This window comes from Psychrobacter sp. H29 (genome assembly GCF_059073055.1).
This window is the reverse complement of sequence record NZ_JCACRY010000001.1, coordinates 2,489,480-2,503,402: the sequence shown is the minus strand read 5'-3', so window position 1 is coordinate 2,503,402 and position 13,923 is coordinate 2,489,480. Positions and strand designations below refer to the sequence as shown.

At 41.2% G+C, this 13,923-nt stretch carries 11 protein-coding genes; 3 read left to right on the top strand and 8 right to left on the bottom strand.

The genetic code is table 11. From position 1 onward, the window contains the following. The first annotated feature begins 156 nt into the window (after nucleotides 1-156). On the top strand, nucleotides 157-3,021 hold the full coding sequence (locus AC5JP1_RS10165) for a response regulator (RefSeq protein ID WP_493844031.1): 2,865 nt from the start codon (nucleotides 157-159) through the stop codon (nucleotides 3,019-3,021). Nucleotides 3,022-3,128: 107 nt separating this feature from the next. On the opposite strand, the gene AC5JP1_RS10160 is transcribed toward AC5JP1_RS10165, so the two are convergent. From AC5JP1_RS10160 to rpmH, 8 genes are all read right to left on the bottom strand, one after another. Next, a complete protein-coding gene (locus AC5JP1_RS10160) occupies nucleotides 3,129-3,803 on the bottom strand; it encodes a riboflavin synthase (protein WP_319050818.1) in 675 nt (224 codons plus the stop codon). Nucleotides 3,804-4,226: 423 nt separating this feature from the next. Continuing rightward, nucleotides 4,227-5,282, bottom strand: a complete 1,056-nt coding sequence (ribD, locus tag AC5JP1_RS10155) for a bifunctional diaminohydroxyphosphoribosylaminopyrimidine deaminase/5-amino-6-(5-phosphoribosylamino)uracil reductase RibD (RefSeq protein WP_493844030.1) — start codon at nucleotides 5,280-5,282, stop codon at nucleotides 4,227-4,229. 80 nt (nucleotides 5,283-5,362) lie between these two features. Further along, nucleotides 5,363-5,821, bottom strand: coding sequence for a transcriptional regulator NrdR (nrdR, locus tag AC5JP1_RS10150; protein ID WP_319050816.1), 459 nt, complete (start codon nucleotides 5,819-5,821; stop codon nucleotides 5,363-5,365). Nucleotides 5,822-5,908: 87 nt separating this feature from the next. After that, the gene (mnmE, locus tag AC5JP1_RS10145) at nucleotides 5,909-7,345 is read right to left on the bottom strand and encodes a tRNA uridine-5-carboxymethylaminomethyl(34) synthesis GTPase MnmE (protein WP_493844474.1); all 1,437 of its coding nucleotides are present in this window, start codon (nucleotides 7,343-7,345) and stop codon (nucleotides 5,909-5,911) included. Nucleotides 7,346-7,541: 196 nt separating this feature from the next. Continuing rightward, on the bottom strand, nucleotides 7,542-9,224 hold the full coding sequence (gene yidC, locus AC5JP1_RS10140; RefSeq protein WP_493844029.1) for a membrane protein insertase YidC: 1,683 nt from the start codon (nucleotides 9,222-9,224) through the stop codon (nucleotides 7,542-7,544). A 217-nt stretch (nucleotides 9,225-9,441) separates the two neighbouring features. After that, nucleotides 9,442-9,816, bottom strand: coding sequence for a membrane protein insertion efficiency factor YidD (yidD, locus tag AC5JP1_RS10135; RefSeq protein WP_493844028.1), 375 nt, complete (start codon nucleotides 9,814-9,816; stop codon nucleotides 9,442-9,444). A 1-nt stretch (nucleotide 9,817) separates the two neighbouring features. After that, nucleotides 9,818-10,189, bottom strand: a complete 372-nt coding sequence (gene rnpA, locus AC5JP1_RS10130) for a ribonuclease P protein component (protein ID WP_493844027.1) — start codon at nucleotides 10,187-10,189, stop codon at nucleotides 9,818-9,820. Nucleotides 10,190-10,374: 185 nt separating this feature from the next. Beyond that, nucleotides 10,375-10,509 carry a 50S ribosomal protein L34 gene (gene rpmH / locus AC5JP1_RS10125; RefSeq protein WP_007394757.1) on the bottom strand — a complete coding sequence of 45 codons (135 nt, stop codon included), beginning with the start codon at nucleotides 10,507-10,509 and terminating at the stop codon, nucleotides 10,375-10,377. Between the two features lie 589 nt (nucleotides 10,510-11,098). Here rpmH and dnaA point away from each other — a divergent pair. Next, complete coding sequence (gene dnaA / locus AC5JP1_RS10120; protein ID WP_493844026.1) at nucleotides 11,099-12,544, top strand: chromosomal replication initiator protein DnaA; 1,446 nt, start codon at nucleotides 11,099-11,101, stop codon at nucleotides 12,542-12,544. 160 nt (nucleotides 12,545-12,704) lie between these two features. Next, on the top strand, nucleotides 12,705-13,880 hold the full coding sequence (gene dnaN / locus AC5JP1_RS10115; RefSeq protein WP_493844025.1) for a DNA polymerase III subunit beta: 1,176 nt from the start codon (nucleotides 12,705-12,707) through the stop codon (nucleotides 13,878-13,880). The last annotated feature ends 43 nt before the right edge of the window (nucleotides 13,881-13,923 follow it).

Genomic DNA, 13,923 nt, shown 5'->3' with positions numbered 1-13,923 from the left:
CGTGACGTGCTACAAACAGTGACCCATTATTCTGTTATAAATAATAGGTACAGGGATTCAGTATCAAGTCAGTGCCAAGTTTTTGAGAAGATTAATTATTAAAAAATTACTATGATTTCACTATATTTCTTTGTGTCGATATAGGGCCATGCTCTTATGCAACAGTTTCAGTCCTTACAGCGCTTATTGATTTTTTATGCATTGACTCTGTTAGTGATGCTACTGCTGTATTACGTCACAATGTTCGATGGGATAAGACAACATAGCGAACAACATAGCATAGATACTTTTTACTCATTACAGCACAGTATCATTGAGCATGCTGACCCTATTGATGAAGATATAGAAACTATTTTAGATCAACCTACCCTTCACCATGTCAGTTATCAGCTTATTTTAATGATGCCATCTGGGCAAACCTATATCTATCGTAGGACTCGTCCTAACGAATCAGCGTTTGCTAACGTAACATTCCCTGCTATCAGTGCAACTGCCTCTGATAATAGTCAGCAGAGTGCGTATAGGGTTGGCAGTAGCGAGCTCACAGGAACTATAAACCTCAAAAGTGGTCATCAGGTCTATGTTATTTTGCGGCATGAGCCTTTTACGATTGACTGGACGTCTTATCGTTACTGGTTACCTTTAATGGTCGCAATCATACTATTTTTTATGGCTATGCTTTACATGCTCAATCGTCGAACCAACTGGGAACAACTGCTGGTTTATACCGACAACTTGAGCAGCCGGGCAAAGGAAGCCTATACACCGCCGCCCTTCTCACAAAAAAAATCTACCACTGAATTTTTACTTTTAGGTAATGCGCTGAGCCGTGTCAGCTATCAGCTTCATAATGACTATCGACGCGTCAAAACATTAAAACATCGTTTGGAGCGCTTGGTTGATCAAGCACCGCTGCCCATGCTGATGAGTGTACGTCATGGTCAGATTAGCTTTTACAATCAACGCTTTGAGCAAATATTTTCGCCATCTGCCCAAAATAGTGGCAGGCATGAGCTTACTGATTTTTTTGTAGGTAAGGATGAATCGACCCAGCAACTATTACAGACTTTAGCCAACTTACGCGTTACACGTATTTTGACAGCTTATGGTATAGAAAATAAGCAAACCTACCAGTTACATATTACACCGTGGTTTGGTGAACATGGACAGGTTCACGGCTTTACTGTCATTATAAATAATATCCATGAACTCATTAATCAAAACGAACAACTGCAGCAGCAAAACACACAACTACAGCGCAAGCTTGATGAGTTTAATACGCTTAAATTCGCCATCGGTCACAAGCTACGCATACCGCTAGAGGCTATGATCGATACCCTTGAGCCAATCGACCCCAACACGTTAGATGCTAGGCAAAATAAAACGTTAGATATTTTGATTACCACCAGCCAAGATATGCTAACAGCGCTGAATGATACTCTACATATAGGAAATATCGAGGCAAGGAAGACTCGTCTCAGTGTTGAGCCTGTCGATGTATATAAACTGGGTCAAGAAGTTAACGACCTAATCTTAAATGATGCGCGGTACAAAGGGATTGAGTTAATATATTTCTTTTCGCCAGACGCTCCACGCTCTATCGCTACTGACGATATTCGTCTCCGGCAGATCTTACTTAACTTATTGCACAATGCTGTGAAATTTACCCCTTCTGGTCACGTCGCGCTGACTATCAACCCGATAACTCAGGAGCAAATGTCAGAGGCCAGTAGAGAGACATTACGTCTTATTAGTAAAAACATAGTCACAAATGAAGTTGATTGCTGGATACAGTTTAGCGTGCAAGATACAGGTATCGGTATCACCTCTGCAAAACAGCAACAGCTATTGGCATACTTCAACAAACCCCGCGGTCAGGATAATAATGAGATAGAGAAAAATGTAATCGACACAGGGCTTGGTCTAAAAAACGTCAATAGTTTTGTACGGTTATTAGGCGGATTTATTGAACTGACAAGTACGGTCAACGAAGGCAGCATATTTAACCTTTATCTACCTTGTAGACGGCCAAGCTACCAGCCGGTATATCATCATAGTCAGCATTTGAGTCAGATTTATCTTATTGCAGTTGTCCATCAACCACTTGTTGCAGCACACTTGCAGCAACTGTGTGACCACTTGTCTATATCGACAACGATTTATACCTCTGTGGACCTAGCGACTATAGAGCAGCTGACAGACCGACTCAAACAGGATAAGCAAACCCTAGCACCTTTGCTGTTACTGGACTACGAGTACTATGATACCAGTACTATAGTAGTGGGCAGTAACTCTAGTTCTGATAGTCTGGACACCTATCCGCAGCAGTTGAAACAGGCACAAACTGAATCGGCAACAGCCATACTAAGCAATAGCCCTAAGATAGCCACTAGCATCGATAGACGACAAGCACTAGACAGCCTACTTGCTAATACCATACTCCCTAAGATATTGTTCAGCATGAAACCTGAGCGCCGTATACCGTCTGTGCTGCTCGATCAATGTGATGGTTTCTTAGCAAAACCTCTAGACAGTGCGCTGTTACTATCTGAGCTGATGCGTCTGACGTTACCAGTCAGGCAAACATTAACACAGGTACGAAACGTCAAAAACAATGTCAGTCAGATAAATACCTCAGATGACGTTGAACAAGAAGTACAGCCGCTTGTTTTAGTGGTAGAAGACAGCCCAACCAATCAAAAGATAGCTTGCAAGATGCTGAGTAAAATTGGCTATCGCAGTATCGTGGCAGAGGATGGACAGCAAGCACTTGATGTACTGCAAACCCAACGTGAAGAGATTTCACTCATTTTGATGGACTGCCGTATGCCTGTCATGGACGGGCTAGAAGCCACCCAAGCAATCCGTGCACAAGGGGATAACATACCTATCGTGGCATTAACTGCAAACAACACAGAAGAGGATCGCGAGGCCTGTATGCAAGTCGGTATGGATGAGTTTTTAGCTAAGCCAATCAGTAAGAAAGAGCTAGAAACTGTTTTGCAGAGCTTTATACCCTAAAAGGTACATAAAAAACACTCTTTCAATATCACTAAATTACAGCAATATTGTAAGAGTGAGTTATTTGATAAAGAGACTGAGATGGTGGCAGATTAAGGACTTAAACGTTATTTCATAAAACCATTATCTGCCAAAAAACCTTCCGTAATTTGGCTTTGAGGGTTTGACGTATTCATGCCACTAGGTTGCGACTTATTTAATAAACGCTCTAAATAACGTGCAACGATATCCACTTCAATATTAACCTTATTACCAACCAACCAATGCTTAGCGATATTGGTCACTTGAGCCGTATGCGGAATAATGTTCAAACAAACAATGTTGTCACGCACAAGATTGGTAGTCAGACTAATACCATCCACCGTAATAGACCCTTTTGTCGCTGTATAGTGCGCTAGCTCTTGTGGTATTTCAATTTCAATATAGATAGAACGCGCATCTTGTTGCAGCTTACTAACAACACCCACCCCATCTACGTGACCAGCAACGATATGACCACCAAAACGAGTCGTTGGCAGCATTGCTTTCTCTAGATTGACTATATGGCCTGCTTTCAATTCTTCTAGCGCTGTACGAGCAATAGTTTCACGTGAGACATCGACAGCATAGTAGTTGCTACCGAACTCTACCACAGTCAAGCAAATACCATTTGACGCAATAGAATCGCCTAACTTTACATCACCAAAATCCAAATCATCAGACTCTACGGTCAAGCGTATATCGCCGCCTGTGGGCTGCATGGATTTAACTTTACCAACGCTTTCTATAATTCCAGTAAACATATTACCCTCATCTCATTATTGTATTGTCTTTAGCAGCGATATTTTGTGGTATACCAAAACATCAGTATTGTTTGATCAGATCTATGTGTATGGTGAGTTATATACTCAATGTGGACGTTCATAAGATAGATTGTGGATAAGTAATAGTAAATCAATGGTCATTCACCAAAAAAACTTGAGGATTATAGAGTTATCCACAACTCTCCTAAATTCATTTTTTGGCATAAACAGTAATGGTAACTATACCAAGTCATTGATTTATAAATAATTAATTTTTTTTGATATAAAAATTCGTATTTTATGTTTCATGTGAAACAGAGTTATACACAGTTTCATGTGAAACCCAACATATTCTAGCTTACTTATCCACATATAATGCACACAATAAGAAACTTATAAAGTGCAAGACGGAAAATAGGCAGTTTACAAAGGTAACAAGGTTAACTTGAGGTCAGAACCGAGCTGCTCGTGGCTCTGAATATCAAAGCGTAACTGCTGTGCCAGTGAAATAGGGTTAAAGTTAACCATCGGCCTTGCTTGATCACCGAGTAGACAAGGGGCTTGATAAACAATTAATTCGTCTACAAGCTGTTGACTCAAAAAACTACCGGCAACGCTAGCACCCGCCTCCACTAAGATGTCATAACATTGATACTTACTTACTAGCTCCGCGAGTAACCCTGTAAGATTATCTGTATGCCAATAAACTGTGTCTGTATGGCGACACAATTGATAATCAGACTGCAGGCTGTGTGCTAAACGCTGACGCCTATCAAGTACAATTACTTTAGGTCTTGGTATCTCATCAGCTGATACGCCTAACTGTGTTGAGCGTACATTGAGTTTTGGATCGTCCATTATTACTGTTTCACTACCTGTGATAATCGCGCCACTTATTGCTCTTAGTTTTTGCACATCTTCGCGAGCAGCAGCTGAAGTAATCCATTTAGATTCACCAGATGCCATCGCTGTACGGCCATCTAAACTGGTTGCTATCTTTAGTCTGACGTAAGGCATCTGTGTACGCATGGCTTTCAAAAACCCCCGATTCAATGTCTCTGCCTGCTCTGTTAGCACACCAACCTTCACGTCAATACCTGCTTGCTCCAGCAGCTTTACACCGCGGCCTGCGACCTGCGGGTTCGGATCTAGACCTGCGATTACAACGCGCTTCACACTGGCTGCAACCAGTGCAAGCGCGCATGGCGGCGTACGACCTGTATGACTACATGGCTCCAATGTCACATAAGCAGTTGCACCTGCTGCGCGCGCGCCTGCTTCTTTGAGCGCAAATACCTCAGCGTGTGGCTCACCAGCTTTGGGATGAAACCCTTGACCGACTATTTCTTCTTTTTGAACAATCACACAGCCGACCGCTGGGTTGGGTTTGGTGGTATATAAACCGCGTTTGGCTTGTTCGATAGCAAGCATCATGAAGTAACGATCTTGCATATCTTGAGCGTAGTTTTCGGTTGGCATAGCAGTAGACTTAATAGATGATTAATAGTAATTAAGAAACAATGACTGATTAGGAAACTATGTGCCGATAAGCTGCGAGCTTATTTATCATTTGGGCGGATATTGGCAATTTCTTGATGGAACGCATCAATATCTTGGAAGTCGCGGTAAACACTAGCAAAGCGTACATAAGCAACATCGTCCAATGATTTTAGCTCACTCATGATAATTTCGCCCAATACTTTACTGCTGATTTCACGCTCACCCATCTGTCTGACACGTTTTTCGATGCGACTGATCATCGCTTCTTGCTCGTCGATAGTGATCGGGCGCTTTTGCAACGGCAGTAAAATAGAACGGCGCAGCTTTTCGTTGTCATAAGGCTCAATTTTATTGCTTGATTTGATAATTCTGGGCATAACGACTTCTACCATCTCAAAAGTCGTAAAACGCTCTTGGCAGCTATTACATGAACGGCGGCGACGTACTTGTGCACCTTCTGCAGCGAGACGTGAGTCAATAACCTTTGTCTCTGATGCATTACAATACGGGCAGTGCATAGCATTTCCTTGTTTTACGATTGAGAATAAGATCGATGTTCCATAAGTAGCTAATGCAAGTGATTCATAGAAGCTATTGCTGGGTCATTACTTGCCGATACAAAAGCTACCAAATATCTTACCCAGTAGGTCATCAGCGCTAAACTCACCTGTAATCTCACCCAAGCTCTGCTGGGCTTGACGCAAGCTTTCAGCCACCAATTCACCTGCTTGAAATACGGTTAGTTGCTCATGTGCCTCTGCTAAAAAGTTAGCAGTTCGTCTAAGGGCATCTATATGTCTTGTACGAGCGATTAGACTATTTTCTGGTGGGTGAAAACCTACCTTTGCGCATAGTGCTTCGACTAAACTATCAATACCAATGCCTGTTTCACATGAAACATTGACTTGTTCGTAGCCTCTGTCTCTTATTTCAGCTTGTGTCATAGAAGCAGATTCTTCACTGTTATGATCACTTAATAAGTCGCTTTTATTGGCAATGATTAGTAAGCGTTTGGCTTCTGGCAGCTCACCAAACAACTGCTCGGCGAGCTGTAGTGGCGTGCTCTCTTCTTCGACATCGCGAGTCACATCGTAGACCATCAACAGCATATCAGCTTGAGTGATCGCTGTACGGGCACGTTCAATCCCGATACGCTCTACGGTGTCCTCTGTGTCACGTAGACCTGCCGTATCGGTAAGATGTAGGGTCAAGCCATTGAGTACCACTGTCTCTTGTAGCGTATCACGTGTGGTACCCGCGACATCTGTAACGATAGCACGTTCCTGTCCTGCAAGGCGGTTCAGCAAGCTTGATTTACCCGCATTTGGTCTACCTGCTAAAACAACATGAATGCCATCACGTAAGAGCTGCCCTTGCTTTGCAGTCGATAAGACTTGCTGTATTTTATCTTGCGTTTGCTCAAGCTTGCTTTGTATCACACCATCAGATAAAAAATCGACATCCTCTTCATCAGGGAAGTCAATCGCCGCTTCAACATGCAAGCGCAAATGGATCAGCTGTTCTAATAACTGATTGATTTTTTGTGAAAATTCACCGCTCAAAGAACGAATCGCACTACTGGCTGCAGCAGCACTGGTCGCATCAATCGCATCGGCAATCGCTTCTGCCTGTACCAAATCTAACTTATCATTATCAAAAGCGCGGTAAGAAAACTCTCCGGCACTCGCTTGTTTGGCACCTAATTCGAACACGCGCGCGAGCAATTGATTTTGCAAAATAACGCCACCATGCCCTTGCAGCTCAATCACGTCCTCACCCGTGAACGAATGCGGACCTTTAAAATACAGTACCAACCCTTCATCGATCACCGTACCATCCGCCTGATAAAAACGGCAAAAACTGGCCATACGCGGCGTAAATTCAGATTTGCCAGTGAGGGCGCAGGCCATGGCATAGGCACGGCTACCTGATAAACGTATAACGCCCACACCCCCGCGTCCAAGCGGCGTTGCAATTGCAGCAATCGTGGCGAGTCCTGCTGTATTAGATTTTTCAGAAGAATTAGGTGTGGCTAGGGCCATCTCTAAGGAATCCACAATTACTCTCAATAGCTTAAAACCCTATTATAGACGCCTCAACTCATACTGACAAAACAAACTTTGAAAGGTAGTCCTTTCTTTACTGTGTTGATAAGTTGTGGATAACTAACCTACCATCTATAAAAAAACCACCGCTTGCGCGATGGTCTTTATTATTGGGTATTTAATAGTGTATCAGTTAATCAACTACTTTTACCGTACGGCGCTTTTGCTCTTCTTCAACTTTTCTATTAACAATATATTGCTGAGTCATACTAAACAAGTTATTCACTGTCCAATATAAAACCAGACCTGCTGGGAAGAACAACATGAACGCTGTAAAGATAATCGGTAAGAACTTCATAACTTTTGCTTGCATTGGGTCAGCTGGCTGAGGGTTCAGCTGCTGCTGTACAAACATTGAAGCGCCCATTAGCAATGGTAAAATAAACCATGGGTCCATTGCTGAAAGATCTTGAATCCACAAAATCCAAGGGGCATGACGCAATTCGACACTCTCTACCAACACCCAATATAGCGCTAAGAAAATTGGCATCTGCATCAAAATAGGCAAACAACCCGCCATTGGATTGACTTTTTCCTCTTTGTATATCGCCATCATTTCTTGCGACATTTTCATGCGATCATCGCCGTGCTCTTCTTTGAGCACCTTAAGTCTTGGAGCGATAGCGCGCATTTTTGCCATAGAGTAGTAGCTCTTATTAGAGAACCACATTAGAGCAATTTTGACCAAGATAGTCAGTATAATAATCGACCAACCCCAGTTTCCTACTACTTTATGCACACCATCCAAGATAGCGAATAGGACCTTAGATATCGGCCATAATAAACCGTAATCAACTGTCTGATTAAGACCTTCAGCCACATCTTTGAGCTCAGACTGTACTTTTGGACCTGAGTATAGCGTCGCATTCAAAGTCACTTGTTTGTTCGGTGCTACGTTTACTGGCTGACTATTAAAGCCAATAAAGTAATCATCGCCAGTTTCGCGACTAAAGAACTTACCCGTAAAGTTTTGAGGCGTCCATGCAGAGACGAAATAATGCTGGACAATGCCGACCCAACCTTTATCACTGGTCGTAGTCAACTCGCCATCACTAAAGTCACCAAATTTCAGCTTGTTATAAGGATCATCTGGTGTACCCCAAGCACCGCCTAAATAGGTCGCCATGCTCAGCGCGCCTTTATCAGACATGCCAGGATCTTTACTATCGTCACGCTTTAGCTGCGCAAACATTTGGCCTTGCCAAGCGTTGGTAGAAGCGTTTTGAATTTTGTAACTGATATCGATTGGATATTTGTTTTCGGTAAAGGTAAAGGTCTTAGTAACTGTTACACCATCTTTTTTGTACGTAAGCGGTACTGAGAGTGTTTGTTGACCACTTTCCATGACATAGTTGTTAGCAGTGTGCGTATATATCGCTCGACCTTCTGCTGTATCAATACCATTTTGACCAATCAGACCAGACTGAGCGACATATACACGGTTGCTGTTATTTTCTAGCAATACGAAAGGCTTATCGCTATCGAGCGTTGCGTCATACTGCTTGAGTGCAGCATAGACAATATCACCACCTTCTGGGTTGATTTTAATATCATAGCGATCGGTCGTTACTGTGATTAAGCCTGTATCTTTCGCAGGCGCAGCTGTCACAGCTCCGTTATTGACAGGTACTGTCTGTACCGGAATATCACCTGCTGCACCAGTGGTAGAGGGAATGTCAGCACCTACTGAACTTGTAGTTTCTGGCACCGCATCGACAGCTGGCGCATCGGCATAATCATCTCGCCATGCCAAAATCAGCAGATAAGCGGTAATTAACATCGCAATGATGATCATCACCCGAAATATCTTTTGCATAAACCTTTCCTAGATTAAAAAATTAGGGAATGAAAAATTAGGGCATGTGTCATGACTGTACATCACAGTTGCTGGCTAACATGACAACTGCATTGATAGTCATTTACATAAAATGTGCATCATTTTACTAAAAATCTACTATAAATGATACCAAGAGTGTGGATAACTTGTGGGTAACTCATTAGTTATCCACATTCAAGTTTTGACGCCCTATTTTCTACATTGATTTCATCAAATAGTTGAGACGTGAAACGTAGCTCTGACTGTCTCGGTACACACCCCTTCCTTGAGCGCTACTGACTGATACCACAGTAGAAGGTAAATATTGATAGTGGTAGGAGGACAAAGGGAGAGGAACAAAATCAATACCATGCCCACCAAGTGGATGGCACTTACTAAGGCGTTTTAAAAGCAACCAACTACCTGCATGTGTTCCATGCCAAGCTAAAGCTTGTTTGCCATAGCTTGAGCAAGTTGGGTAATAACGACAGCGAGCAGGTAGTATCGGGCTAATTATTTTTTGGTAAATAACAATTAAATTAAATAAGAGTTTATAAATTATTTTACTCAAAATTTTTAATAAAAAATTCATTTTATATTTTTTCTATTTTTTTAAATATATTATTTATTTGATTTTTTATTTCTTTAAAATTTATATCTTTTATAGGTTTTTTTACAATAAAAACAATATCCTTATTTTCTATTTTAAAGGCCTTTGTCCGAAACTGTTCACGTATATGTCGTTTGATCAAATTTCGAGCCACCGCAGTAGGGACTTTACGCTTAGTGATCGCCATGCCAATACGTGGTTTTCCGTGAGCACTAGGCTTCACAAAAGCCATAAGGTGGCTCTGATGTAGTTTACGCTCAGGTGCGTCAAATACTTCACGGAAAGCTGCAGGCGTAAGCAGACGCTGCTCTTTAGTGAAACTGGCTGCAGGTATAGCTGAAACGGATTTTGGCATGATATAACCTAGTATAAGAGCGAATGACGTGTGACAGATAATAGCAAACTATAGAGACAAAAAAAGCGCCGATGCGGGCGCTTTTAATATGTGGCTAAGTGTTAGTTGTGATGACTGCCTATAGCAATCCATAAACAATAAGAACACAACAAGCACTATTAGCCATGCTTATCGCAATCTAATGATTACACAGTAAGACGATGACGTCCTTTAGCACGGCGACGGGCTAAGACTTGACGGCCTTTTTTAGTTGCCATACGAGCACGGAAACCGTGAGTACGTTTACGCTTGATCACGCTTGGTTGGAATGTACGTTTCATAACTCACCTATCAAAATAATGGACTAAATTCGTAATAACGGAGGATTATACCATTCAGCATAGTATTGGTCAATAAACTAATTTTGCTAACTGTTAACTAGTCGATTTCTACTATCAAGTTAATAGTAATTTTCCAATGAATTCGTCATCTAATATCAGCTAATTTAGATCTTTATTTACTTGTACATTTTGAAGTTATCCACAGTTATTCTTCAACTCTATAATAATAGTTAATTAATATATATAAGTATTGTTGTTATTGGGAGCTTATTTTTCTGTGGTTAACTTGTATTTCTTCTTTACTATCAAAATACTAGACTATGGGTAAACCTGTGGATAACCTGTGGGCTAAATATGGATAACTCTCTATCTGAACTTATCCACAAAACTGTCCACAGTTTTATCCCCAAAAAACAAGGTTTTATCCACAGGGTATATGTGTTAGATTAGCGCCTACCTTAAAATCGCTTTCACATACTGTGCTAGTCTGGTTTTTAAGGTAAATAAACATTAGTGATATTGATAACTAAGCAACAAGCTAAACGGCTAAAAGTAGCTATCATTTCAAATTATAGGGTCAGTACTTTTCATGATAGACACAGCAAATATTTGGGATAGATGTCTGAACGATTTGCGTTATAACGTCAAAGATAACGTATTCACTATGTGGCTGAGGCCTTTGTCAGCTCATCAAGAAGCACAAACGCTTATCATTCTTGCTCCTAATGACTACTTTGTAACGTATATCAAAAAAAATCACTTGCAGGATATTCAGCAATTGGTAGCTAAGCACAGTCAAGGAGGTATTGAAGAAGTTGTCGTACGTGTTGATAATGCTGGTCGTGACGTAGAAAGTAGTAACCAAGATCAATCAGGCTCGTTGTTTGTAGAAGATAACCCCTCCCCTACCCCATCTGAGCACAAATTTGAATCTATTCATCATAATAATTCAAAAGCAGATATAGACGCTAATATGCGTCATGCAGAATTGATAGATTCCGTTGACGCCAAGTCACTGAGTTATCTTAATCCTGATTTTACTTTTGAGACGTTTGTCACTGGTAAGTCTAATAACCTAGCTTACAAGGCCTGCTATGAGCTTGGTAAGAAACAATCAAAAAATCGACACAATCCTTTATTTATATATGGTCCTTCTGGATTGGGAAAAACACATTTAATGCACTCTGTAGCGCATCGCTATTTAAAAAATAATCAAAGTTTTTATTATTTCACTTCTGAAAAATTTATAAATCAATTGGTTTATTCATTGAGAAACAATAAAATAGAAGATTTTAAAAAGAAAATAAAAAAAGTAGATTTATTGATTGTAGATGATATTCATGTATTGGCTGGAAAGACAAAAAGTAGTAATGAATTTTTGACATTATTTGCTGATTTCACCAGTGGTGATAAGCAGCTGATCTTGGCCTCTGATCGTCATCCCTCACAAATGACAGAGTTCGATGAACGTTTTAGATCACGTTTTTCTTGGGGACTAACAGTTGCTGTTGACCCTCCCGAGATTGATACTCGTGTGCAAATTCTGCAGAAAAAAGCAGCCTCCTATGGCATGGCACTACCTAAAGAATGTGCTCTGTTTATTGCTCAGAATGTCGTATCTAATGTCAGGCGTTTGGAAGGCGCCTTAAATCAGGTATTTGCAAATGCAAACTTAACAGGCGCACAAATTACGCTTGAAATGGTGCAATACGCACTAAAAGATATCGTTGCAATGCGTGTGCAAGCCGTCAACATGGATAATATCCGTAAAATAGTCGCCGAATACTACGATGTAACTGTTAAAGATATTATGGGACGTAAACGTACACGTAGTATTGCAAGACCTCGCCAAATAGCGATGGCCCTATCACGTGAACTAACAGGTGATAGCTTCCCTGAAATCGGTCAGTCATTTGGTGGACGTGACCACACTACAGTGATGCACGCTTGCGATAAGGTAAATGAGTTAAGAGCAGCAGATCCTTCATTTGACAAAGACTACAAGACATTGGCTTTAATGCTACAGGCAGGTTAGACGCTGCAAATATCATTGTGTTTTAGCAGATGGAGATGGTCTATAATAGTGAAGATATAAGCGTACAGATGCTTTGTGGATTATCGTTAGTAGACAAGGTATTATTAGACCATTACGTCAGGTCATCACAAAAGAATCATTTAAATAAGAGTAACTAAGCATGCAATTATCGATCAATCGAGAATCGTTACTAAAAGCTATCAACTTGATCGCCAAAGCCGCTGATAAACGACACAATATGGTGATATTGGGTAATATCAAGCTTCAGTTATCAGAGTCTGAGCTTATCTTGACAGCTTCAGATTTAGAGGTGGAGCTGACATCGACATTAAAATTGCCTGCTGGCGCTTGTATTGAAGCGGGTAATACCACTTTGCCTGCGACCAAGCTAAAAGATATTTGTAAATCACTGCCTGCACAGGCACAAATCAATTTAGCCACTCAAGCAAATGAGCGCTGTCTGCTGACTAGTGGCAAGAGCCGTTTCACACTAGGCACATTACCAAGTGAAGACTACCCAAGCTTGGGTAATCCTGAAAATATCACACCGTTGAACATCAGCCGTAGCCGTCTAACAGACCTGATTCATAAGACTCAGTTTGCAATGGCGATCCAAGATGTACGCTACTATCTAACTGGTATGCTATTTGATGTCTCGCAGCAGCAACTGACGACAGTAGCAACTGATGGGCATAGATTGGCTCTAGCACGTAGCGTTATTGATGTGAATGTTGATCTAAATATGCAGGCTATCTTACCACGTAAGGCAGTAATCGAGCTTGAGCGTTTGGCTTCTGAGCTGGGTAAAATGCTGGGTGATCAAGACAATGCGGTTACTCTAAGCTTTGGTCGTGAGTTTCTGCAAGTGAGCTTACCATTTGGTGATGTAGATAGTGCAGGGCAAGTGAGCCAAAATCTAATGGTAACCTTTACTGCTCGTCTGATTGATGGAAAATTCCCTGATTATCGCCGTGTCATGCCAAGTAATACCGATAAACTTGCGTTATTTAGTCAAGAGAAGATGACTGATGTATTACGCCGCGTTGCTATTTTGAGTAACGAGAAGTCTCGCGGTGTAGTCTTTAATTTTGCCAGTGATGGTATGGTAGAAGTACGTGCTAATAATGCTGAGCAAGACGAAGCCGTTGAGATGATACAAGCAAAATATCAAGGTGAGCCGATGGAGTTGTCATTTAATGCCGCTTATCTACAAGACGTGCTAGGTGTGATACAAGGTGATTTGCAGATGCATATGAGTCAGTCAAATGCCTCTGTACTAGTAAATCAGCTCAATGATGAGTTCCATCAATACGTTATTATGCCGATGCGTATATAGTTTGATTTTTTACGATCTATACAGCATTTAACCATGTTAGTAT

Bases quoted from the DNA above. Each gene is read 5' to 3' on its own strand.
- dnaN (WP_493844025.1), top strand. From the start codon at position 12,705: ATGCAATTATCGATCAATCGAGAATCGTTACTAAAAGCTATCAACTTG.
- yidC (WP_493844029.1), bottom strand. From the start codon at position 9,224: ATGCAAAAGATATTTCGGGTGATGATCATCATTGCGATGTTAATTACC.
- AC5JP1_RS10160 (WP_319050818.1), bottom strand. From the start codon at position 3,803: ATGTTTACTGGAATTATAGAAAGCGTTGGTAAAGTTAAATCCATGCAG.
- dnaA (WP_493844026.1), top strand. From the start codon at position 11,099: ATGATAGACACAGCAAATATTTGGGATAGATGTCTGAACGATTTGCGT.
- AC5JP1_RS10165 (WP_493844031.1), top strand. From the start codon at position 157: ATGCAACAGTTTCAGTCCTTACAGCGCTTATTGATTTTTTATGCATTG.
- nrdR (WP_319050816.1), bottom strand. From the start codon at position 5,821: ATGCACTGCCCGTATTGTAATGCATCAGAGACAAAGGTTATTGACTCA.
- ribD (WP_493844030.1), bottom strand. From the start codon at position 5,282: ATGCCAACCGAAAACTACGCTCAAGATATGCAAGATCGTTACTTCATG.
- rnpA (WP_493844027.1), bottom strand. From the start codon at position 10,189: ATGCCAAAATCCGTTTCAGCTATACCTGCAGCCAGTTTCACTAAAGAG.
- rpmH (WP_007394757.1), bottom strand. From the start codon at position 10,509: ATGAAACGTACATTCCAACCAAGCGTGATCAAGCGTAAACGTACTCAC.
- yidD (WP_493844028.1), bottom strand. From the start codon at position 9,816: ATGAATTTTTTATTAAAAATTTTGAGTAAAATAATTTATAAACTCTTA.
- mnmE (WP_493844474.1), bottom strand. From the start codon at position 7,345: ATGGCCCTAGCCACACCTAATTCTTCTGAAAAATCTAATACAGCAGGA.